Here is a 23,453-nt window from a genome sequence, read left to right as displayed (position 1 = left end):
GGAATAATGAAGGTTTAACCGCACATTGGTTTCTTCATTCAAAGTGCGGTTGATTAATTTATTGTTTCCAATTTATGCGTTCAATTAATGTTTGCTTCACTTCTTCGATCACGCTGTCCCAAACCGGTAATGGTGCAGGACAACGGAAGGCTCGAATGGTTGGATACCAAAGATTGGTTGGATCAGCCAAACCCCAACGCCAATCACCAATATAAGACAACATTAATAAACTTGGTATGCCCATTGCGCCTGCAGCATGAATAACAGAGGTACAAGTTGAGACAAGGCAATCAAGATGCATCAACATCGCTGCTGTTTGGGCAAAATCTTTCGCATTTTTAGCTACTTGTGGAATATTATATTTTTCCAGTAGCTGTATTTCCTGTTCATTACAAACCTTTTGCACGCAATACCAATCAATCCCATCCATTTTAAATAGGGTTTCAATATAGTCTAAATTGTGAATAGAGCGGGCAGCATCATTTTCATTAATAGGATCACCACGCCAGGCAATGCCGACTTTTAAATTGCCCGTATCCGGAAATAAATTTGCGGTTTTTCTTTGAGTACTTGATTTCGCAAATAGGTAAGGCAATCGTTTGGGTAAATGCTGAAACGGCGTATTTACATAGGCTAAAATTTCGTGAGGATAGACCCAGTAATCAAATTCTCCCAGAATTTCCACTTGTTTACCTAATTTGGAGGAATCGATCACCTGATCAATATCAGGATGGGTGGAAAGGAGTGAAACAATAGGACTTTGCACAATCCATTTCACTGTGTTTGCACCTTGGTTTTTAAAATAATAAGCCAGTTGTGCAAACATAATTTCATCACCTAAACCAAATTCAGTCCAAACCACAATTGTTTTTCCCGCTAAGTGTTCTCCTTTCCAACGTTTATCATAAAATTGTTCTAGTGGTGGTGTTGGGGTTCGCCGCAGGTGTGCGTTGCCTAAAGTTTTTTCCCGCTGTTGAAATCCTATTTGATAGTTTCCATTGGCTAGGGTGTTTAAGGAGGCATAAATATTCATTACCCGGGTAAGTGTTCTTTCAAACAAGCGTTGCCAACTTTCTTGACCAACAGAAGGCGTTTTATGAAATAACTTACTTCGAACAAAATGAGGTAGGACGGAGTGCGGATCGGCAGACTCCATTTTCTCTAATAGTGGAAAAAGGCGAGTGATCGGTGCCTTTTCACTAAGAGCCTGTATTATTTGTGACTGGAGTTCATCCACATCAAGTGTATTTTTACTAAAAATCCAAATACCGGGATTCGAATTTTTATGGAAAGTTAAAAGCTCCGGTAGAAGTGCGGTCAACATTTCAGGTGTTTTTTCAACAATACGTTCCATTAATAACAAGCCATCGTTTTTTAGCACTCTTATCCAGCATAGCAGATTTTCCTTGGAATAAGAGATATCCGCATCTACAAACATAGCGGAAAAAGTAGAGCTCTTTGCATGTTGAAGTTTATCTTTCGTACCTAATTCTCGATTCCAAGAACGAAGTTGTAATTTTTCAAGAAACTCTTGATTAAAATTAGTCATCATTGAATCGGAACAAAGTTTGAGTGCTATATTTTGTTCGGTCATTTTGTGTTATTCCTGATTGGCATTTGATACGTTGAATTTTAATGATCTGTTAAGAGATTGTTACTCACTTGGAAACGGGTAATTCTAAATTTAAATGAAAAAAACTCAAGTGGAGATAAGAACAATTATTTTAAGGATGTTAAGATAAAAAACATACGACAAAACAGTTTTCTGTTATTTAGCTGACATTGGAGGAACTGTTTTAAGTCTATTACTCCGGCACGAAAAACTGCAAATTGAAAGCCCGTTTGAGGAATAATAAGTTTTCACTTTTTCTTTTGACAGTGAGGACAAATATAGCTGTTGCGTTGCCCAATGACTAAACTTTCAATTTTTGTACCGCACTTTGGACAAGGCTTACCTTTATTACCATAGACCAATAATTCTTGCGCAAAATAACCGGGGCGTCCATCAGGCTGTAAAAAATCTTTAAGTGTTGTTCCTCCTTGTTGTATCGCTTTTGCGAGTACGGATTTGATTGTATCTACTAATAATATACATTGTTTTTGGGTTAGATTTGCCGTCACTTTTTGTGGATGTAAGCCACATAAAAATAAACTTTCATTGGCGTAAATATTACCGACACCGACAACAATTGAATTATCCATTAAGAAAGTTTTAAGTGCGGTCAATTTTTTTCGGGATTTTTTAAAAAGATATTCGGCGTTAAATTCATCAGAAAGCGGTTCAGGGCCGAGTTTCAAAAAAAGATGAAATTCATCAAGGTTTTTTGTCCATAACCATGCGCCAAAACGACGGGGATCGTTATAACGTAATAATTTCCCGTTACTCATGACAATATCCACATGATCGTGTTTATCAATAGGGCTATTATGCGGTACAATTCGAACAGATCCTGACATACCTAAATGTCCAATAATGTATCCGTTTTCCGTGTGGATAATCAGATATTTTGCTCGACGAGAGAGCGTTAGAATTTTCACGTTAGACAATTCCATTAATTCAGGTGAAACTGCCCAGCGTAATTTTGGCTGGCGAACAATAATTTTTTCAATAATAAAGCTTTTTAAATAAGGACTTATACCACGTAGGGCGGTTTCAACTTCGGGTAATTCAGGCATAGTTGAGTTCTCTAATGAATTTTGTATATAAAAAAACCCGAGCAATCTCGGGCTTTTTCAAATCAGCAAAATTATTTGATTTTTGCTTCTTTATAGATAACGTGTTTACGTACTACCGGATCAAATTTTTTGATTTCCATTTTCTCAGGCATATTACGTTTGTTTTTATCGGTTGTGTAGAAGTGACCGGTCTCTGCAGTAGAAACTAAACGGATTTTCTCACGAGCGCCTTTCGCTGCCATGTTTTAGCTCCTTAGATTTTTTCGCCACGAGCACGGATTTCAGCTAACACTGCATCAATGCCTTTTTTATCAATAATACGCATACCTTTCGCTGTTAAGCGTAAAGTTACGAAACGGTTTTCACTTTCAACCCAGAAACGGTGGGTGTGAAGGTTTGGAAGAAAACGACGACGTGTCGCATTCATTGCGTGTGAGCGGTTATTACCCACAGCTGGACGCTTGCCTGTTACTTGACAAACTCTAGACATAATAATCTCCAATAGTTAAATATAAGCTCGAGCTTACGTTTCGGATTGTTCTAAACCTAGTCTAACTAGATTTGCTGCCTCGTCAGGTCGCGCAAATCCGACCCGCTTACTATATTAAAGGTCGCAGATTATACTGACTTTATTTCCATTTCTCAAGTATAAATACGATTTTCCTAGAGGGGGCGAGGAAAAATAAGTGGTTTTCATAAGAATTAAAGAAAGTTATGCTCAGCAAAGGAATAACAGTCGTTTTTTCCTACGATGAAATGATCGAGAACACGAATTTCCATTAATTCTGCAGCCTCACAAATTTTTTGCGTGACGAGCTGATCTGCATGGCTGGGTTCTGCGATCCCCGAAGGATGGTTATGCACTAAAATGATTGCCGCCGCATTGCAATAAAGTGCTTCTTTAATTATTTCGCGTGGATACACGTTTGCTACATTAATTGTGCCTAAAAATAACCGCTCTTTTTTTATGAGCCTGTGTTGATTGTCTAAAAATAACACCATAAAAATTTCCCGTTCTTCCTGTTGTAATTCCATTCTCAAATAGAATTTAACGGTTTCAGGTTCTGTAAAAATTTGCGCATGAAATATTTCTTGTTTAAGGTAACGTTTGGTCATTTCAGTGGTGGCTTGGAGTTGAATAAATTGTGTAATACCTAACCCTTTCATTGCACAAAAAGAGGTTTGATCGGCAGAAAGCAACGCTCGGATCGAACCAAAATGTTCAAGTACTTGTTCGGAAAGTTGCATAACGGGACAATTTTTTATACCGGTGCGTAAAAAAATTGCCAGGAGTTCATGGTCTGAAAGTGTGGTTACGCCGTGTTTTAATAATTTTTCACGCGGCATAAGTTGAGGAGATTCCATCGCATTGTTTTGTGTTAATAAAAATCTTTCGGATTTTGATCGCTCTCATATTATGAGACAAGCTGAGAGTATGAAAGCTGCGTGGCGGATCGCGAAAATAAAATTTTTTATTCAATTAAATTGAAGTAAAATACACGAATTGTGGTTAACCACTAACAAATTAAACGGAGAGGAAATGAAGCTAAGCGGAAAACGTATTGTCGTGGGGATAACTGGGGGAATTGCAGCGTACAAAGCCATTGAATTTATTCGCTTATTACGCAAATCCGATGCTGAAGTTCGAGTGGTATTAACCCCCTCTGCCGCAGAGTTTGTTACACCACTGACTTTACAAGCTATTTCCGGTAATGCGGTTGCACAGTCCTTACTTGATCCTCAAGCAGAACTAGCCATGGGGCATATTGAGCTTGCAAAATGGGCTGATGCAATAGTAATCGCACCGGCTAGTGCTGATTTTATCGCACGTTTTACTGTTGGAATGGCAAATGATTTACTTTCTACGATTTGCTTGGCAACCCATGCACCAATTTTTCTTGCGCCGGCAATGAACCAACAAATGTTCCGTCAGCAAATAACTCAACAAAATTTGACCGCACTTCAAGCAAGGGGCATACAACTTATAGGACCAAATAACGGTTTTCAGGCTTGTGGTGATGTGGGGGCTGGGCGAATGTCGGAACCGACGGAAATATTTGCGGCGCTTTCAGATTTCTTCATACAAGATCAAGACTTACAAGGGGTAAAAGTGGTGATCACTGCAGGTCCAACCCGTGAAGCCGTTGATCCGGTGCGTTATATTTCCAATCACAGTTCAGGTAAAATGGGCTTTGCCATTGCTGAAAATTTTGCGAAGCGTGGTGCTAGTGTGACATTAATTGCGGGACCGGTAAGTTTATCGGCACCGAATAACGTAACTCGTATTGATGTGGTATCGGCGAAAGAAATGTGGCAGGCTGCACTTGAAAATGCCGTTAAAAATCAGATTTTTATTGGCTGTGCGGCGGTGGCTGATTATCGTGTTGCGGATATTTCAGATCAGAAAATTAAAAAATCTGCTGATGAAATGGTACTTAAATTGGTTAAAAATCCGGATATTATTGCGGATGTAGGGCATTTAACGGAATGCCGTCCTTTCACTGTAGGATTTGCGGCAGAAACACAAAACCTTGCCAAGTATGCCAAAGAGAAACTTAAACGCAAGAGTTTAGATATGATTTGTGCGAATGATGTCTCAGGGGGGCAGGTATTTAATGCCGATGACAATGCTTTACAGCTTTTCTGGAAAGAGGGGAGTAAAACCCTTCCTTTAAAATCGAAAACTGAACTTGCTGCTGACTTAGTCAATGAGATCGTTGAACAATACCAAAAACATTATAATTTTTGACCGCACTTTATACAAACAACAGAATTTCAAACGGAGTATGAGATGAAAAAAATAGACGTAAAAATTTTGGATCAACGTATTGGAAAGGAATTTCCTTTACCTACTTATGCCACAGAGGGTTCTGCCGGTCTAGATTTGCGGGCATTAATTGATGAAAGTTTTGAGATTCAGCCGAATGAAACCAAATTGATTCCGACAGGTTTATCCATTTATATTGCCGATTCAAACCTAGCCGCAGTGATTTTACCTCGTTCAGGTCTAGGACATAAACATGGGATTGTGTTGGGCAATTTAGTGGGATTAATTGATTCAGACTATCAAGGACCTTTGATGGTTTCAATGTGGAATCGTGGTTCCGAACCGTTTAAAATTGAAGTCGGTGATCGCATTGCGCAGTTGGTATTTGTCCCTGTGGTGCAGGCGGAATTTAATCTTGTACAGGATTTTCAGCAAACTGAGCGTGGTGAAGGCGGCTTTGGGCATTCAGGCAAACAATAACCTATGATAGAAGAACAATTATCTTTATCCGGCGTAGATGAAATTGCACCGGAAGTAAAAACACCTAAAATTGAAAAACGCACCGTGAAAGAACGCCGTCAGCAAGTGCTAACGGTATTAACACATATGTTACATTCTGAACGGGGAATGGAGCGTATGACTACTGCCCGTTTGGCACAGGAGGTTGGTGTATCGGAGGCGGCACTCTACCGTTATTTCCCGAGCAAAACAAAAATATTTGAAGCATTGATTGAAAATATTGAAAGTAATTTATTGAGCCGAATCAATGCTTCCATCCGCAATGAAACCAATACACTGAATCGAGTACATGATATTTTGCAGATGATTTTGGATTTTGCCCGCAAAAATCCCGGTTTCACACGCATTTTAACAGGGCATGCACTGATGTTTGAAGATGCAGAACTACAGGCACGTGTTGCGATGTTTTTTGATCGCCTTGAAATGCAATTTGTGAATATTCTACAAATGCGTAAATTACGGGAAGGAAAGGGATTTTCAGTGGATATTCGTATTATTGCGGCACATCTGGTGACCTTATGCGAGGGACAATTTATGCGTTATGTTCGGACAAATTTCCGTACAACATCAAGTCAATCTTTTGAACAACAATGGCGTTTTATTGAACCCTTATTTGCTTAATTGACTTTCTCAGGGAAATGTATGATTATTCCATGGCAAGAGTTAGAGCCTGCAACCCTTGATAATATTGTTGAAAGTGTAATCTTGCGAGAGGGAACTGATTATGGTGCGGAAGAAATTCCACTTGCACGTAAAAAAGAACAATTATTAGAAAAAATCCGTAATGGAAGTGCGGTCATTGTCTGGTCAGAATTACACGAATCCATTGATATAAAAGATAAAATGGACTTTTTGAAATAGGAACTGGTAAGGAGTCAATATGTCAGACTATATTGATGCTGATATTGAAGTGGAACAATTGCAAGATGAACATTCCTCATCTACAAGGGATCCTGCTTTAGATTGGTTTTTGACACATTGTCATTTACACAAATATCCTGCTAAATCCACTTTGATTTATGCAGGAGAAGATGCAACCACGCTTTATTATGTCATTAAAGGCACAGTGATGGTCTCAGCCAAGGATGATGAAGGTAAAGAGATGATTTTAACTTATCTCGGAGCCGGTGAGTTTTTTGGTGAGGCCGGTTTATTTGATGAAGGCTCAAAGCGTTCAGCTTGGGTAAAAACCAAAACCCCTTGTGAGATTGCTGAAATTTCTTATAAAAAATATCGTCAATTGATCCAAATCAATCCTGAAATTTTAATGTTTTTAACAGCACAGTTAGCGCGTCGGGTGCAAAATACCTCTCGCCAAGTAAGTAATTTGGCATTTTTAGATGTAGCCGGACGTATCGCTCAGACGCTGATTAATCTTGCGAAACAACCTGAGGCAATGACTCATCCGGATGGTATGCAAATTAAAATTACACGCCAAGAAATTGGACAAATGGTCGGTTGTTCTCGTGAAACAGTAGGGCGTATTATTAAAATGTTGGAAGATCAAAATTTGATTTATGCTCATGGTAAAACTATTGTTGTTTATGGCGTAAGATAGCGGGTAATTCCCAGAAAAGGTTTTTTTCTATATAAAAAAGTAGTTTTTGAATATTTAATATTCAAATAGACACACATTAAATTGACAATAAGGGAAAAGGACCTTATCATACGCAAGTTTCTACAGATATGTAGAAAAACAGGATTGGTCTCCTGAAAAGTGGCTTAAAAGGTTGAGAAGCCTTTTTTATTGTTTTATGTTGCGCAGACTAGAACACCTCTATGGTGAGCTAGGTAGAAATTCCGCAAGGATGCGTACAGTAAGCCACTTGCTGTTAAGACCAATTCTGCTTAGTTCACCACCCTAGCATAGTCCAGTAGATTCTCAGATATTTTCCAAAATTCTAATATTTCCTAAAATACTCTTATCGAGTGGTTTTTCTTAATTTTTTATAAAAAAATACCGCTCAAGAGTTTGAACGGTATGTATGCTCAGTAGTTATTTTCTTATTAATGGATTTGACGCTTAATTGCTTCAGCCACTAGTTCTGCTTCAGGTCCTAATATAACCTGCAATCCATCATTGCCAATTTTTACAGTGCCTTTTGAACCTAATGACTTTAGTTGATCTTCATTAATGTTATTTTGATCAACTAAAGTTAAACGTAATCGGGTAATGCAAGCATCAATATTTTTGAAATTTTCTTTTCCACCCAATGCCTCAATAAATTTAATTGCTTTTTCTTCACGAGAAGAGGTGGTTGTTGCGGGAGATTCCTCTAGAAATTCTTCTTGCTCTTCGCGTCCAAGGGTTTTGAGGTTGAAGATCTTGATTGCCGTGCGGAACATCACATAGTAAATCGCAAAGAAGACCACGCCTTGTATAATGAGCATATACCAATTCACTGCGAGTGGATTGCGAGAGGAAAGAGCCATATCTACTAAACCCGCACTGAAACCAAAACCCGCAATCCAGTGCATACTTGCTGCAATAAATACGGAAATACCGGTTAAGAGTGCGTGAATGACATAAAGAATCGGTGCCACGAACATAAATGAAAATTCAAGCGGTTCGGTGATTCCTGTGAAGAATGAAGCAAACGCCGCAGCCAACATAATTGATGCCACTTTGGCTTTTTGGCTTGGCTTAGCACTGTGATAAATAGCCAATGCGGCGCCCGGTAAACCAAACATCATAACAGGGAAGAAACCCGCTTGATACATCCCTGTCACACCTAGGGTTGCAGTTCCTTCAGCAAGGGATTTTGCCCCACCGAGGAAGTTTGGAATATCGTTAATTCCGGCTACATCAAACCAGAATACAGAATTTAATGCGTGGTGTAAGCCCACGGAAATAAGTAAACGATTAAAGAAACCATAAATTCCCGCACCAATAGCACCTAAATCTTTAATGGATTCACCGAAAGAAACAAGCGCATTAAAAATATGTGGCCAAACATAGAGGAGAACAAAAGAAATAGCGATCATAACAAAAGCAACTACAATAGGGACAAGGCGTTTTCCACTAAAGAAGGAAAGGGCTTTTGGTAATTCCACTTGATAGAAACGATTATAAAGTTCGGCAGAAATAACACCTATTAAGATCCCGACAAATTGATTGTTAATTTTGCTAAAAGCGGCGGGGACTTGGCTTGGGTCAATATGTTGTAGTTGTGCAACACCGCCCGGTGAAAGCAAGGTGGTGACGACATAAAAACCCACTAAACCGGAAAGAGCGGCTGAACCGTGTTTGTCTTTTGATAAACCAAAAGCCACACCAACGGCGAATAATAAGCCCATATTATCAATAATCGCCGCCCCTGATTTGATTAATAATGCAGCTAATTGACTGTTGGTTCCCCAACCGTCAGGGTCCAGCCAGTAACCGATCCCCATTAATAATGCGGCGGCGGGTAATGCGGCTACAGGAACCATCAATGCCTGCCCGATTTTTTGCGCATAACCAAGAATGCTCATAAATCCTCCTTCGATTTTTTATTAACCGCTTGTGAATGAGGTATTCACAAGCTATTTCTTGTATTTTATTAGTGATTATTCCACTGTTAATTTTTTACCGTCATAACTTAATGCTTTTACGGAGTTTAAGGCTTTTCCTCCATCGGTTTCACCACCAATTAATAGCACTTTATTATCATAAGAAACGGATAATCCATAACCGATATTCATTGGTAGCTCACCAATAATATGCCATTTTCCATTATTTAAGGTATAAATCTCCTTATGCCATGTTTTGCTTAAACCTTTGTGGGCGTGTAGCATACCTTCTTTAAATTGTTTAACAGAACCTGGGAAGTTTGCTCCTCCGGTCACTAAATAATTTCCATGGCTATAACCCGCCATCGCACCGGCTAAACCATCTTGGCTTTTGCCTTTTGGTGCCGGTAAATCCGGTAGGTTTTTCCATTTCACCCCTTTGGCAGTGAATTGACCTTGGTGTGTTTCTGCAGTGCGAAGTCCGGGTTTAATTTCCCCATTCACGACCATTAAATCATTGTTTTGAATAGTAAATGCCGCACCGGCTCTACCGGAGAATGGCACTTGACCTTCATGACGCCATTTATTTGTTGAAGGCTCATAGCTTAATAATTCCGTGGTAAAGAAATAATCTTCCGGACGTTGGTTGAAATAGGCAGCTGTGATGTTATCTTTTTTCATTTTATCTTCGCCGGCAGCCACTGTATCTTGGAAGAAACCATTAAAGATAGAAAGATTAGATCCACCGATAATATAAATTTTGTCACCGTGTGAAGCTCCGGATGATCCGACTAAACCTCGTGGTGAACGGGTTGGGAGTTTCATCCAAGTATTGTCTGTCGGATTGTATTGGTAGGCATCATTGACCAGTTGAAGCTCGCCTTTTTCATTTTTTTGTAAGCCGCCAAGTACATAAAGTTTTCCATCTACAGCTGCCGCGACAGGTTGATTACGTTCCCCACCTGGAAAGCTGGCAATTTCTTGCCATTGTGCGGTCGGATCTTTTAAGTTAAGGGAGTAGAATTTATCACCACCTGAGCCTAATCCCACATAAACGGTGTCTCCGATTAAAGCGCCGGCACCGCTTTTAATCCCGACGGGAAGAGCAGGGTAGGCGTGAATGTTTGCGGAAAATGTTACGGTAGCGAAAAGTGCGGTGCATAATGCTGTTTTTGTTAATGTCATAATAAACCTCATTTGAGTAATGGTTTGCTATTCATAAAACGGCATTGAATAGAATTGAATGATTAAAAGTGCGGTCGAAAAACGAGAGGATTTTCAACCGCACTTCTTTTTATGGAATCAACAGATTCGGTATAAAAGTAATAATTTGTGGAAAAATTGTAATGAGAATCAAAGTAACAAAAATCGGGATTAAGAAAGGTAATACCCCTTTTGTTACGGTTGAGACCGACATATTGCCCACTCGTGCTACCACAAAGAGAGCCATTCCCATTGGCGGTGTTAAGATACCGATCATCATATTTAAGGTCGTCATCACACCAAAGAACACGAGGTCAATATTAAATTGCATCGCAATTGGAATAAGCATTGGGAGCACTAAGAATTGCAATGCCAAGGCATCAATAAACATACCGAGGAAGAGCAACAAAGCGTTTATCATCACTAACACCATTAATGGTGAATCTGCAACGGCAACAAAAACATCGGCAATTCGCATTGCCACTTGTTCACGGGCGATCATATCGCCGAAGAAAGTGACTGTCATAATCATTAATGCAACCACACCGGTAATTGCCATAGCTTCGACACAACTGTTGAAAAGCATTTTTAGGGTGAGTTCTTTATAGACAAATTTACCGATAATCACGGAATAAGCTGCTGCAACGACGGCAGATTCTGTTGGGCTGAATAAACCGGAAAAAATGCCGCCAATAATCAATATTGGGGTTAAAATTGCCCAGAAAGCACGTTTAAATGAATCGCATAGTTCGGCACGACTGGCTTTTGGTGTTCTTGGATAGCCACGTTTTTTAGCCACATAATAGTTCATTGCCATGAGGGCGATAGTGACTAATACTCCCGGCACGAAACCTGCAATAAAGAGTTTAGCAATGGATTCATTAGCAATAACACCATAAATAATCATTGCAATACTTGGCGGTACTAAAGGACCGATAATGCAAGAGGCTGCAGTGATTCCACCACAAATATCATCATCATAGCCGGCATCGCGCATTGCTTTAATTTCCAGTTGTCCTAAACCACCGGCATCTGCTAGGGCAGAGCCGGACATCCCCGAAAATAGTAAACTTGCGCCAATATTTACATGTCCCATTCCTCCGGTATAGTGTCCAAGCAAGGCTTTGGCAAAGTTAAAGATGCGTTTGGTTATTCCCCCCGTATTCATTAAAATACCGGTTAGAATATAAAATGGTACGGCAAGTAATGGGAAACTATTCAGGCTATATACTAATTTGTCTGATGCTGAATTAACCACATTCCAGCGGGTCATTGTGAAATAGAGGAGACTTGCAATGAAAAGTGACCAACCCACAGGTACTCCTAAGAACATAATGATAAGCCATACAAGTAAGGCAACATAGACGGCACTCGAACCCGGTTTTACATAGCTTGTAATACGTAAAACTTTAAACCAATCCGGCGCAAAAAATAAAATTGCCAATAAAATGACCGCACTTATAATGAAAAAGCTGACCGGTAAATAGCTTTTATCTTCCTTGAAATTTTGTGCTTGAGCTTGAAAAAAGCGGATCATCATCAATGCTGCAATAACGGGTAAAGCAGCGAAAATCCATTTCTCTGAAATACCGCCTAACGCATCAATCGGGAAAGAGGCGCTGTTAAAGCTTCGGATACCAAAATGAATAAAAAAGAAAATACAGACAAAAATAATAAGTTGCACAAAAGTATTTGAGATTTTTCTCACTTTGGCAGGCATTAAATTAGTTAGAAAATCAATGTAAACATGTTCTTGTTTTCTGACCGCAACGCTAATTCCAAGCATCCCGACATACACAAAAAGTAGTTTGGCGAGCTCTTCACTCCAAATTAGGGGAGCTTGAAATACCTGTCTAGAAAGGATCTGGGCGATAAGAATGCAAAAAATGACGAGAAATAGAGCGCCACCAAGCCATTCTTCCAATTTATTAAAAATTTTCATGCTTCACTCCATGAACGAAGACGAAAAGAGAGGGACGGAATTGAATGCACCGGGTAAGAGGTGCATTCAAAGTTAGTTATTTGATTGCTTCAATTTCTTTTAAAGCTTCTTCACCTTTACTACCGGTTTGTTTTACAAACTCATCATAGAAAGGTTTCATTGCAGCCTTGAATGGCGCAAGCTCCGGTTTGGTTACTGTAACACCTTGTTTTTCAAAGAAAGAAATCAAATCTTTTTCACCATCGGCGAATAATTGGGTGTGATATTTCGCTGCATTTTCAGCAGCTTCTTTCACGACTTTTTGTAGATCTTCCGGTAACTCCTGATAAGTTTCGTTACTCACCAAATAAAGTTGATCATTTAAAATATGATTAGTTATGGCTAAGAATTTTTGTACTTCATAGAATTTTTGTGCCTGAACAGTCGCTAATGGATTTTCTTGACCATCGACAGAGTTAGTTTGAAGGGCAAGATAGACTTCAGAAAATGCCATTGGTGTTGGAGAGGCGCCCACATATTTTGCGTATGCCAAGTTAGTGGCTGCATTAGGTACGCGAAGTTTGAGACCTTTCATATCTGCAATACTATTAATCACACGGTTTGAAGTAGTTTGTCGTGTGCCGTTATAGGCTTGAGATAATAAGGTTATGCCTAGGTCTTCATTGACTTTTTGAATAAGTGTTTTACCAAAATTGGTGTCATACAAGGCTTTTTGTGCAACGCTGTAGTCGGAAATCACATAAGGAAGAGCAAATACCGCAGCTTCAGGATAGAACAATTGGAAGCGCGCAGATTCGCCAAAGGTAAAATCAAGCGAACCGTCTTTTAATTGTTTTAACATGGCCCGGTCGTCGCCTAATTGTGAACTTGGGTAAAGTGATACCTCAATTTTACCACCGGATTTTTCTTTCACTTCTTTGGCAAACATTTCGGCGGCTTTGTATTCATTCGATGATGTGCCGGCATTCATACCGAATTTTAAATCATAATCTGCGGCAAAAACGGCAGAAGTCATACCAAAAGTAACTGCAGTGGCAAGGAAGAGTTTGGTAAATTTCATAATGTTGCTCCTGTTGGAAACTATCGGGTAGATAGTGTTGTTATGAGAAAGAGTTTTGGTAAAACAGTAGCTTACACAGCCCCTATCCAACCAAGGATTCTTCATCTTCCATTCTAAGAGTAAAAAAATACTTTTAAAATAGGATTATGGAGTTTTATTTCAAATTTGAGACATAGATCACATTTAAGAAAAAATACTTCAAAAATAAATTTAAAATGAAATATCATTTCTATATAATGCTCATCAATGATGAAAAAGTGAGACTTTAGCGATTTCGGCTAAAGCCTATCCGAATAAAAACGAGGAGTCTCTATTATGTCTAGATTGACACAAGAACAAGTTTTCCAACAGATTCAAAACGGTTTAATAGCCTCTTGTCAGCCCGTAGATGACGGTCCTATGGATAAACCCGAAATTGTTGCAGCTATGGCGCAAGCCTCTATTATTGGCGGTGCTGCAGGGATTCGTATTGAAGGCGTAGAAAATTTAGCCGCCACCCGAGCTGTCGTAAGCGCACCGATTATTGGCATTGTGAAACGTGATTTAGCAGATAGCCCGATTCGTATTACGCCTTTCTTACAGGATATTGAAGCCTTGGCGAATGCCGGAGCTGATATTATCGCTGTGGACGGAACCCATCGTCCCCGCCCTGTTGATTTAGAAAGTGCGGTCAAAAAAATCCATGAATTAGGTTGTCTTGCAATGGCGGACTGTTCCAATTTGGAAGAAGGATTATATTGTCAAAAACTTGGCTTTGATATTATCGGTAGTACGATGTCCGGTTATACCGATGGTATTGTACCGGAAGAGCCGGACTACCAACTCGTGAAAGATTTGAAATCAGCAGGCTGTCGGGTGATGGCGGAAGGGCGTTACAATACACCGGAATTAGCGAAAACCGCCATTGAAATAGGTGCGGATTTTGTGACGGTTGGGTCTGCATTAACTCGTCTTGAACATATTGTTGGTTGGTTTGCCGATGCAGTGAAATCTGCAAAGTAAGATAGGAAGAGATTTACTATGCGCTGTTTGGCTTTAGATATTGGTGGAACTAAAATTGCCTCTGCGATTGTTCAAGAGGGCGAGGTTACTCAACGCCAACAAATTTCTACACCCAAAAATAATGCGGCTGAAGCATTTCATCAATCCATTGCACAATTAGTCATGGGCTATCGCGATCAGTTTGATTATGTTGCTGTTGCTTCTACCGGAATTATAAATCAGGGAATTTTGACCGCACTTAATCTTAAAAATCTTGGCGGGCTTGCCGAGTTTCCACTGAAAGCGAGTATCGCCCGTCATACTGACAAACCCATTGGCTTATTAAATGATGTGCAAGCGGCAGCTTATGCAGAATATCAATTACAGGATCGAGATAAATTAGCTAATTTTGCCTTTATTGCTGTTTCAACAGGGGTTGGTGGCGGATTAATTGTCAATCATCAATTACTTACAGAACCAAACGGCATCTCAGGGCATATCGGTCATACGTTGGCTGATCCGAACGGTCCCTTATGCGGCTGCGGTCGTCGCGGTTGTGTGGAGTCGATTGCTGCGGGGCGTGCCATTGAAACGGTATCTTCTACTTGGAATGAGCCTTGCTCTCCGAAAGAAGTCTTTGAACGTTTTAGAAAAAATGATGAAAAAGCGACCGCACTTGTAGCGCGCTCAGCCTTTGCCATTGCTAATTTAGTCGCCGATTTGAAAATTGCTATGGATATGCAGAAAATCGCTATCGGCGGAAGTGTTGGGTTGGCGGAAGGTTATTTACCTTTGATACAGCAGTTTTTGAGTAAGATGCCGGAAGTTTATCATTGTGACCTTATTTCTGCTCAATTCGGACAAGATGCAGGTTTGGTGGGCGCGGCCTATTGGGTAAAAGATTTCTTGCTCAAACCATCGCAAGGAGAAGGCCATGACTAGAAATGGGAATATTTTAAATACCATAAGCTCACTTTATCAAAGTTTGACGAAAACCGAAAAAAAAATTGCCGATACTGTTTTAACTTCTCCGGATCTTGTTGTGGGTTATCCGCTTTCCGAAATTGCAGAGAGTTTAGGCGTGGGAGAAGCAACTTTCGTCCGCTTTTGTCGTTCAGTAGGCTTTAAAGGGTTTAGTGATTTTAAGCTAGAGCTTTCCATTGAATTGGCTACAAAAGACAATGACTCGCACCCATTGCTGGAAAATGATATTGAACCTACCGATAGCTCACGCCATACAGCACAAAAATTACAAACTGCCATTATGAACGTAGTAGATGAAACAATTAATTTACTTGATTTTGATCAGTTAGAAGAGACCGTTAATGCGATACGCCGTGCGAATCGTATTTTTTTATTTGGTGTGGGTTCATCGGGTATTACGGCAGAAGAAGCAAAAAATAAATTAATGCGCATCGGTTTTCAGGTGGATGCGACCGGAAATAACCATTTTATGTATATGCAGGCAGCATTGTTAAAACCACAGGATGTCGCTATAGGATTAAGCCATTCCGGGTATTCGCAAGAAACTGCCCATGCGTTAAAAATTGCCAAACAGAATGGGGCTACTACAGTAGCAATCACTCATAGCCTACGTTCACCTATTACAAGCTCTGCAGATTTTGTATTAGTAAATGGTAATAAACAAGGCAAATTACAGGGGGATTCTATTGGTACTAAAATCGCCCAACTTTTTGTATTAGATTTGATTTACGCTTTATTAGTGCAAAGTGAGCAAGAAAGAGCGATAGCAATAAAGCAAAAAACGCTCGATGTTATTCTTGAGCAACGTATAAAATAGGAGAAAATTATGCGTGATTTAAAAGGTATTTTCAGTGCGTTATTAGTGTCATTCAACGAAGATGGATCAATTAATGAAAAAGGATTGCGCCAAATTATTCGTTATAACATTGATAAAATGAAGGTGGACGGCTTATATGTGGGCGGTTCTACCGGTGAAAATTTTATGCTTTCTACTGTAGAGAAAAAAGAAATTTTCCGCATTGCAAAAGATGAAGTCAAAGATCAAGTCGCACTTATCGCCCAAGTGGGTAGTGTCAATTTGCAGGAAGCCGTTGAATTAGGTCAATACGCAACCGAATTAGGCTACGATTGTTTATCGGCCGTTACCCCCTTCTACTACAAATTCAGCTTTCCTGAAATTAAACATTATTACGACACTATCATAGAGAAAACAGGTAATAATATGATCGTGTACTCCATTCCGTTCTTAACTGGTGTGAATATGGGGATCGAGCAATTCGGCGAACTTTATAAAAACCCGAAAGTGCTTGGTGTGAAATTTACCGCTGGCGATTTTTATCTTTTGGAACGCTTGAAAAAAGCCTATCCAAATCATCTCATTTGGGCCGGTTTTGATGAAATGATGTTGCCGGCCGCTTCTTTAGGTGTAGATGGAGCGATTGGTTCGACATTTAATGTCAATGGTGTACGTGCCCGTCAAATTTTTGAATTAACTAAAGCGGGCAAACTTCAAGAAGCCCTAGTGGTTCAGCATGTAACCAATGACTTGATTGCAGGTATTTTATCCAATGGTTTGTATTTAACCATTAAAGAATTGCTCAAGTTGGAAGGAGTAGATGCAGGTTATTGTCGTGAACCGATGACCGTAAAAGCAACACCAGAGCAACTTGCAAAAGCGAAAGAGTTAAAAGAAAAATATTTATAAATCATAGCACTAGTAAATGTACATTCAATTAAACGTAGGGACGCCACGCCGGCGTCCGTTTAATAATCTATTGAAGTTATTTGATTTTATAATGGGTGTCGGCGTGGCTCCCTACGGTATAAAAGCATAAGTTTGTGCAACGAAGGTACTAAGTGCGGTCAGAATATAAGGAAATTTACTATGCGCCTTATCCCTTTACAAACAAATGAACAAGTAAGTCGTTGGGCAGCACGTCACATCGTTGAGCGAATTAATCATTTTCAACCAACGGTGGAACGACCATTCGTGCTGGGTTTACCAACAGGTAGTACGCCCTTAAAAACCTATCAAGAATTGATCAGGTTTCATCAAGCAGGTGAAGTAAGTTTTAAACATGTGGTGACTTTCAATATGGACGAATACGTGGATTTACCACAAGATCACCCTGAAAGTTATCACAGCTTTATGTATAAAAACTTCTTTAATCACATCGATATTCAACCGCAAAATATTAATATTTTGAACGGTAATACGGAAGATCACGATAAAGAATGTCGCCGTTATGAAGAAAAAATTAAATCTTACGGAAAAATCAATTTATTTATGGGCGGTGTGGGAAATGATGGACATATTGCTTTTAATGAGCCTGCATCATCATTAAGTTCTCGCACACGCATTAAAACCTTGACGCAAGATACGCTTATTGCGAATTCCCGTTTCTTTGATAATGATGTGAATAAAGTGCCGAAGTATGCTTTAACTATTGGGGTTGCCACCTTATTGGATGCAGAAGAAGTAATGATTCTTGCCACCGGGCATCGAAAAGCCCTTGCTGTTCAAGCGGCTGTTGAAGGAGCAGTGAATCATATGTGGACGGTCAGCGCATTGCAGTTGCATCGCCACTTTATCTTGGTATGTGATGAACCCGCACAGCAAGAATTAAAAGTGAAAACGGTAAAATATTTCAGTGAATTAGAGCAACGAGCTCTTCATAGCGTGTTATCATAATTCAGCAACGCCGCACGAAAGTGAGGTTATTTTTGGGGAAGAAAAAATGAAATATGCATTAGTTAATTCGGTGATTTACACAAAATACGATGTATTACGTGATTTTGCAGTGGTGATTAACGGGGAGATTATTGAAGCCGTTATTCCACAAAATGAACTTGAATCAGGCATTAAAACCATTGATTTACAGGGCAATAATTTAACCGCAGGTTTTATTGATCTCCAACTCAATGGCTGTGGTGGCGTGATGTTTAACGATCAAACCACAGTAGAAACCTTGGAAATTATGCAAGCTACTAATTTAAAATCCGGCTGTACTAGTTTCTTACCCACCTTTATTACCGCACCGGACGAAGGCATTAAAAGTGCGGTCAAAGCGATGCGTGAATATTTAACCAAGTATAAAAACCAAGCGCTCGGCTTACATATTGAAGGGCCTTACATTAGTGTGGAGAAAAAAGGCGTGCATAGTCCGGAATATATCCGTGAAATCTCACCTGAAATGAAAGATTTTCTGTGTGAGAACGGCGATGTGATAACTAAGATCACGATTGCAGCGGAAAACCCAACTTCACAATATATTCCCGATTTTGTAAAAAGCGGTATCATTGTTTCTATCGGACATTCCAACGCGACCTATGAAACGACTAAAGAGGCGTTTCGTAAAGGAGCAACCTTTGCAACCCATTTACATAATGCCATGTCGCCAATCAGTTCCGGTCGGGCTATGGGCGTAGTGGGTGCAGTGTTAGATTCTGATGTATATACCGGCATTATTATAGATGGTGTGCACGTTAATTATGGCAATATAAAAATAGATAAAAAAGTCAAAGGTGATAAATTATGTATCGTCACCGATTCTATTGCCGCAGCAGGAGCAAGTCCTGAGTTGGAAAGTTTTACCTTTGAAGGGAAAACCATTTATGTGAAAGAAGGGCGTTGTTATGATGCTAACGGCACTATTGCAGGGGCATCTATTACGATGATGGAGTCCATCAAAAATGCGGTGGAATATGTCGAGCTCCCCCTTGCGGAAGCAATTCGTATGAGTAATCTTTATCCGGCACGAGCCATCAGCGTAGATGATCGTTTAGGTTCGGTAGAAAAAGGGAAAGTCGCTAATCTCGCCGTATTTACCCCAAATTATGAAGTTATAGCTACCGTAGTGAATGGGGAATGGAAACCGAGTGTATTATCATAAAAGATAGATTGAATAAAAATGAGGAAAATCCATATCGTGAAAACGGTATGGATTTTTTTATTGCTTTAATAAGAATAATTTTTATCTATAATGTAAAAACTTAGTTTAAGAGTAGGAGATAAAAATGGCGAGAAAAGAAGTTGGACATAATTTTTTAGCCCGTTTAGGCAAAACGTGTTTACGTCCTGGTGGTAAAAAAGCAACGGATTGGTTGATTGGCAACGGTGATTTTACGCAGGATAAAAAAGTCTTGGAAGTGGCGTGTAATATGGGAACAACGGCAATTGGTTTGGCGAAACAATTCGGTTGTCATATTGAAGGTGTTGATTTAGATGAAGAGGCGTTAGAAAAGGCGAAAGCAAATATCGTCGCTAATAATTTGCAAGATAAAATTCATGTTCAGCGTGCCAATGCAATGAAATTGCCTTTTGAAGATGAAACTTTTGATATTGTGATTAATGAAGCAATGTTGACGATGCTATCGATGGATATGAAGAAAAAAGCCATTACAGAATATTTTCGGGTGTTAAAACCGGGCGGTTTTTTACTGACTCATGATGTGATGCTAGTAGGTGAAGATCACCAGACTATTCTTGATAATATGCGTAAAGTGATTAATGCCACAGCCACACCCTTGACTAAAGAAGGCTGGAAAGGGCTCTTTCAAGAAAATGGATTTCGTAATGTGGATACATTTTCAGGCGAAATGACATTCTTTCACTAAAGGGAATAATTTATGATGAGGGCGTTTGGGGGACACTAAAAATCGTTAAAAATGCAATGAAAACAGAGAACCGTGGGCAATTTAAACGAATGTTTGAAACCTTTAATGAGCTGGAGAATAAATTGCATTTTATTACGGTGTGTAGTCAAAAATAATTAGGAAGTTGAAAAAACAATGTTCAAAAAACGTTGGTTTTTATGACCGCACTTTGGTGGTTAAAAGTAAAAAGGCGAATCTTAGGATTCGCCTTTCCTTGTGAGTTCTCTAGTTTAACAATTAGAAGAATACACGCAGACCTACACCAATAGCTTTGTCTTTGACTTTTGAATTTTCGTCATAATTTCCGTTAGTATAGTCTTTAGATTGAACGTATTTACCTTCTACATAAGTAATAACTTGTTTATGAAGTTTATAATCAACACCTAACAAGAAACCATGAGTTTTGGTTTTATCATTACCAGTTTTAGTTTGTTCATATAAGTAGTTACCATATACTTTGCTGACATCAGTAATTACTGGAACTTGGAACCCTGGAGAAACGAAGAAAGATTTTTTAGTTTCCTTACCATCAGTTTTATCTTTTTGATAACCTGTATCGACTGATACTAGGAAACTTTTGAAATCGTAACCAGCACTCAACATCAAACCATCGACGTTGCGTCTAGCATTTGAATTAAGTTCTGATTTATAGTTAGCACGACCATAAACCCCTTCAAGAATTAGCCCATTGTCCTCATACAAGAAACCTGCTTGAACACCATTTGACAATGAGCCATTATTAACTTCATTGTTAGTACGATCTTCAGCAAATTGATAGCTTGCACCTAATTGTAAGCCCTCAACACCATAGTAGTCATAACGGATTACAGAACGACCGGATGTTGGAACATAATCCGGTAAGATACCATAGTCGTAGTCTTCTGCGATACCAACATCATCGCCGATAGTTACTTGACGACCAAATGTAACTTGACCTAATTCTTTTTTGCCAAGTCCAACATAAGCGCGGTGAGCTCTAACAGAACCAAATCCGTCTTCTTTTGCTGCACTTTTCCCGTTCTCATTTTTTCCATCAAAACGTAGCTCTGCACGACCTAAAGCATAGAAACCATCGCTTAAATCATGCTTCACTTTAAATTCAACGCGAGATCCCGCATTTCTTAAGCCAGTATGAGAATATTTTTTACCTTCAGAAGTAACATCTCCATTGGCATCTTTCTTTTCCCAATGACCACCTTGGTTAGACTTCTCTAACATAAGACGAAGCGAACCGTTTACTTCAAATTTAGTACCTTCGTTGTCATAAACTACTGCTGCATTCGCTGCTGAAGCTGCAAACGCACCGATGATTAATGCTGCTAGTGTTTTTTTCATAATTGTTATTCCTTATTGGTGTGTTAATAACCAAGACTGAACTTTTCATTATCTAAAATGTCAATCGCCTAAAAAGGCGACTCGGATCATTGCAAAAAGCCATTTTTCTGTCAATGAAAAACAATTGTAAAATTTCAAATATCAGATCAAGATCACATTTTTAAGCTAAATAAGAGCAATAATTAAACAATTTTTGTTTATAAAACAGAAAAACTCATCGTCATTATTTATTCTGAGCAATAGCCCTCATCCTCAAGAGTAGGATTTTCTGCCCCTTTTTTTGCCAACACATCACAAATTTCATTTTCACGATGCCCTACATGCCCCTTTACCCATTTCCATTCGATTTTGTGACGTTGAATAGCATCGTCTAGCGCGAACCATAAATCTTGATTTTTTACCGACTTACCGTTGCTGGTTTTCCAATTATTTTTTTTCCAATTTGTAATCCATTGGGTGATACCTTTTTTCATATATTGGCTATCACTATAGAGGGTAACTTGACAAGGTTCTTTTAGGGTATTGAGCGCTTCGATGACTGCGCGTAATTCCATACGGTTATTTGTGGTATTGAAATAACCTTTGGAAAGTTGTTTTTCATGCTCTTTATAACGTAATAGAATGCCTATTCCTCCTGTGCCGGGATTGCCGATACAAGAGCCGTCGGTAAAAATTTCAATCTGTTTTTGCATAACAAAATCGTTGTTGTGTAAAATAGCCGTCATTCTAAAGGAAAGAAATAGGTTGAACAAATGATTAATCCAAATCGCCAAATCGTATTGGATACGGAAACAACGGGGATGAACCAACTTGGTGCGCATTATGAAGGGCATGGTATTATTGAAATTGGCGCAGTGGAATTGGTGAACCGACGCTATACGGGCAATAATTTCCATATTTATATTAATCCGAACCGACCGGTTGATCCGGAAGCAATTAAAGTTCACGGCATTACTGATGAAATGCTTGCCGATAAACCGGAATTTAAAACGGTAGCCCAAGAATTTTTAGATTATATTAAAGGCGCGGAGCTTTTAATTCACAATGCGCCCTTTGATGTGGGCTTTATGGATTATGAATTTAGTAAACTCGGACTGGCTGTAAAAACAACAGATATTTGCGTGGTAACGGATACCTTGCAAATGGCACGCCAAATGTATCCGGGTAAACGTAATAGTTTGGACGCCTTGTGTGATCGATTAGGCATTGATAACAGCAAACGTACATTGCACGGTGCGTTACTGGATGCGGAAATTTTAGCTGACGTTTATCTTTCCATGACAGGTGGACAAACCAGTCTGTTTGATGAAGGGGAAGAAGAAATCAATATAATGGCTACGATAGAGGGAAATGCTGCCGAATCAATGGAAAGTGCGGTAACTTTTTCTAATAATTTGAAACGCCTACAACCAAGTGAAGAAGAATTACAAGCCCATTTGGAATTATTGAAAGTGATCAATAAAAAGAGTAATGGAAATTGCCTATGGGATTTGCATACAAATGATGAATCCGTGCATTAAATGAACGAATAGGTGTGAAATTAAAAAAAAAAGATTGACGAGATAGGGGCGGATCATTATGATACGCACCACTTAGCGGAGTGGTAGTTCAGCTGGTTAGAATACCTGCCTGTCACGCAGGGGGTCGCGGGTTCGAGTCCCGTCCATTCCGCCAATTTTTATTTACTCCTTATTGATGTGTTTACGAAAGTGAACAATAACAAGATTAAGCTGCGGAGTGGTAGTTCAGCTGGTTAGAATACCTGCCTGTCACGCAGGGGGTCGCGGGTTCGAGTCCCGTCCATTCCGCCAATTTTTTGATAATAAATAGCACCTATC

23 protein-coding genes, 2 tRNA genes and 1 pseudogene are annotated in these 23,453 nt (G+C 39.4%); 15 read left to right on the top strand and 11 right to left on the bottom strand.

Annotated elements, in window-relative coordinates:
• Positions 1–58: 58 nt before the first annotated feature.
• From A3GE_RS0110210 to radC, 5 genes are all read right to left on the bottom strand, one after another.
• Positions 59–1,594 carry a glycosyltransferase family 9 protein gene (locus tag A3GE_RS0110210; RefSeq protein ID WP_018357158.1) on the bottom strand — a complete coding sequence of 512 codons (1,536 nt, stop codon included), beginning with the start codon at positions 1,592–1,594 and terminating at the stop codon, positions 59–61.
• A 266-nt stretch (positions 1,595–1,860) separates the two neighbouring features.
• Positions 1,861–2,676 (bottom strand): bifunctional DNA-formamidopyrimidine glycosylase/DNA-(apurinic or apyrimidinic site) lyase, encoded by an 816-nt coding sequence (mutM, locus tag A3GE_RS0110205; protein ID WP_018357157.1) that lies wholly within the window; start codon positions 2,674–2,676, stop codon positions 1,861–1,863.
• Between the two features lie 71 nt (positions 2,677–2,747).
• Complete coding sequence (rpmG, locus tag A3GE_RS0110200) at positions 2,748–2,918, bottom strand: 50S ribosomal protein L33 (protein ID WP_005613503.1); 171 nt, start codon at positions 2,916–2,918, stop codon at positions 2,748–2,750.
• 11 nt (positions 2,919–2,929) lie between these two features.
• Positions 2,930–3,166 carry a 50S ribosomal protein L28 gene (rpmB, locus tag A3GE_RS0110195; protein WP_005542826.1) on the bottom strand — a complete coding sequence of 79 codons (237 nt, stop codon included), beginning with the start codon at positions 3,164–3,166 and terminating at the stop codon, positions 2,930–2,932.
• 212 nt (positions 3,167–3,378) lie between these two features.
• Positions 3,379–4,041, bottom strand: coding sequence for a RadC family protein (gene radC / locus A3GE_RS0110190; RefSeq protein ID WP_018357156.1), 663 nt, complete (start codon positions 4,039–4,041; stop codon positions 3,379–3,381).
• A gap of 175 nt (positions 4,042–4,216) precedes the next feature.
• Here radC and coaBC point away from each other — a divergent pair, with 175 nt between their 5' ends.
• From coaBC to crp, 5 genes are read left to right on the top strand one after another with little or no spacing between them, the layout of a single operon-like run.
• Positions 4,217–5,425 (top strand): bifunctional phosphopantothenoylcysteine decarboxylase/phosphopantothenate--cysteine ligase CoaBC, encoded by a 1,209-nt coding sequence (gene coaBC / locus A3GE_RS0110185; protein ID WP_018357155.1) that lies wholly within the window; start codon positions 4,217–4,219, stop codon positions 5,423–5,425.
• A 42-nt stretch (positions 5,426–5,467) separates the two neighbouring features.
• Entirely contained in the window at positions 5,468–5,923 is a 456-nt protein-coding gene (gene dut, locus A3GE_RS0110180) for a dUTP diphosphatase (protein WP_018357154.1), read from the top strand.
• Positions 5,924–5,926: 3 nt separating this feature from the next.
• Positions 5,927–6,583: a nucleoid occlusion factor SlmA gene (gene slmA / locus A3GE_RS0110175; RefSeq protein WP_018357153.1), complete on the top strand. Its 657-nt coding sequence runs from the start codon at positions 5,927–5,929 to the stop codon at positions 6,581–6,583.
• Positions 6,584–6,604: 21 nt separating this feature from the next.
• A complete protein-coding gene (locus A3GE_RS0110170; protein ID WP_018357152.1) occupies positions 6,605–6,823 on the top strand; it encodes a YheU family protein in 219 nt (72 codons plus the stop codon).
• A 19-nt stretch (positions 6,824–6,842) separates the two neighbouring features.
• Positions 6,843–7,520: a cAMP-activated global transcriptional regulator CRP gene (gene crp / locus A3GE_RS0110165; protein ID WP_018357151.1), complete on the top strand. Its 678-nt coding sequence runs from the start codon at positions 6,843–6,845 to the stop codon at positions 7,518–7,520.
• 449 nt (positions 7,521–7,969) lie between these two features.
• Here the strand turns inward: crp and nagE are convergent, their stop codons facing one another.
• From nagE to A3GE_RS0110145, 4 genes are all read right to left on the bottom strand, one after another.
• Positions 7,970–9,436, bottom strand: coding sequence for an N-acetylglucosamine-specific PTS transporter subunit IIBC (nagE, locus tag A3GE_RS0110160; RefSeq protein ID WP_018357150.1), 1,467 nt, complete (start codon positions 9,434–9,436; stop codon positions 7,970–7,972).
• 75 nt (positions 9,437–9,511) lie between these two features.
• Entirely contained in the window at positions 9,512–10,639 is a 1,128-nt protein-coding gene (locus A3GE_RS0110155; RefSeq protein ID WP_018357149.1) for an N-acetylneuraminate epimerase, read from the bottom strand.
• 109 nt (positions 10,640–10,748) lie between these two features.
• Positions 10,749–12,599: a TRAP transporter large permease subunit gene (locus A3GE_RS0110150; protein ID WP_018357148.1), complete on the bottom strand. Its 1,851-nt coding sequence runs from the start codon at positions 12,597–12,599 to the stop codon at positions 10,749–10,751.
• A gap of 76 nt (positions 12,600–12,675) precedes the next feature.
• On the bottom strand, positions 12,676–13,662 hold the full coding sequence (locus A3GE_RS0110145; protein ID WP_136125846.1) for a sialic acid TRAP transporter substrate-binding protein SiaP: 987 nt from the start codon (positions 13,660–13,662) through the stop codon (positions 12,676–12,678).
• Positions 13,663–13,974: 312 nt separating this feature from the next.
• Between A3GE_RS0110145 and A3GE_RS0110140 the strand changes: the two genes are divergently transcribed.
• The 7 genes and pseudogenes from A3GE_RS0110140 to A3GE_RS11515 all read left to right on the top strand — a co-directional run bounded on the left by A3GE_RS0110140 (position 13,975) and on the right by A3GE_RS11515 (position 20,396).
• Positions 13,975–14,661, top strand: coding sequence for an N-acetylmannosamine-6-phosphate 2-epimerase (locus A3GE_RS0110140; RefSeq protein WP_018357146.1), 687 nt, complete (start codon positions 13,975–13,977; stop codon positions 14,659–14,661).
• 18 nt (positions 14,662–14,679) lie between these two features.
• On the top strand, positions 14,680–15,582 hold the full coding sequence (locus A3GE_RS0110135; protein ID WP_018357145.1) for an N-acetylmannosamine kinase: 903 nt from the start codon (positions 14,680–14,682) through the stop codon (positions 15,580–15,582).
• Positions 15,575–16,441, top strand: coding sequence for a MurR/RpiR family transcriptional regulator (locus A3GE_RS0110130; protein WP_018357144.1), 867 nt, complete (start codon positions 15,575–15,577; stop codon positions 16,439–16,441). Before A3GE_RS0110135 ends, A3GE_RS0110130 begins: the two co-directional genes overlap by 8 nt.
• Positions 16,442–16,450: 9 nt before the next feature.
• Positions 16,451–17,329, top strand: a complete 879-nt coding sequence (gene nanA / locus A3GE_RS0110125; protein WP_018357143.1) for an N-acetylneuraminate lyase — start codon at positions 16,451–16,453, stop codon at positions 17,327–17,329.
• Between the two features lie 180 nt (positions 17,330–17,509).
• A complete protein-coding gene (nagB, locus tag A3GE_RS0110120; protein ID WP_018357142.1) occupies positions 17,510–18,316 on the top strand; it encodes a glucosamine-6-phosphate deaminase in 807 nt (268 codons plus the stop codon).
• A gap of 46 nt (positions 18,317–18,362) precedes the next feature.
• Positions 18,363–19,517, top strand: coding sequence for an N-acetylglucosamine-6-phosphate deacetylase (nagA, locus tag A3GE_RS0110115; RefSeq protein WP_018357141.1), 1,155 nt, complete (start codon positions 18,363–18,365; stop codon positions 19,515–19,517).
• Positions 19,518–19,641: 124 nt separating this feature from the next.
• Positions 19,642–20,396 (top strand): annotated as a pseudogene (locus A3GE_RS11515) (class I SAM-dependent methyltransferase).
• A 121-nt stretch (positions 20,397–20,517) separates the two neighbouring features.
• Here A3GE_RS11515 and A3GE_RS0110105 read toward each other — a convergent pair.
• Together A3GE_RS0110105 and rnhA are read right to left on the bottom strand one after the other, a co-directional pair.
• A complete protein-coding gene (locus A3GE_RS0110105; RefSeq protein ID WP_018357139.1) occupies positions 20,518–21,615 on the bottom strand; it encodes a porin in 1,098 nt (365 codons plus the stop codon).
• Between the two features lie 227 nt (positions 21,616–21,842).
• Entirely contained in the window at positions 21,843–22,307 is a 465-nt protein-coding gene (gene rnhA, locus A3GE_RS0110100; protein ID WP_026215473.1) for a ribonuclease HI, read from the bottom strand.
• Positions 22,308–22,367: 60 nt separating this feature from the next.
• Between rnhA and dnaQ the strand changes: the two genes are divergently transcribed.
• The 3 genes from dnaQ (at position 22,368) to A3GE_RS0110085 (ending at position 23,426) form a co-directional block, all read left to right on the top strand.
• Positions 22,368–23,135, top strand: a complete 768-nt coding sequence (gene dnaQ / locus A3GE_RS0110095; RefSeq protein ID WP_018357137.1) for a DNA polymerase III subunit epsilon — start codon at positions 22,368–22,370, stop codon at positions 23,133–23,135.
• Between the two features lie 77 nt (positions 23,136–23,212).
• Positions 23,213–23,289: transfer RNA gene (locus A3GE_RS0110090), tRNA-Asp, on the top strand.
• A 60-nt stretch (positions 23,290–23,349) separates the two neighbouring features.
• A tRNA-Asp gene (locus A3GE_RS0110085) sits at positions 23,350–23,426 on the top strand.
• The last annotated feature ends 27 nt before the right edge of the window (positions 23,427–23,453 follow it).

The organism is Rodentibacter pneumotropicus DSM 21403 (assembly GCF_000379905.1).
In the GTDB taxonomy this organism is placed as follows: domain Bacteria; phylum Pseudomonadota; class Gammaproteobacteria; order Enterobacterales; family Pasteurellaceae; genus Rodentibacter; species Rodentibacter pneumotropicus.
This window is presented reverse-complemented; position numbering and strand designations above follow the sequence as displayed.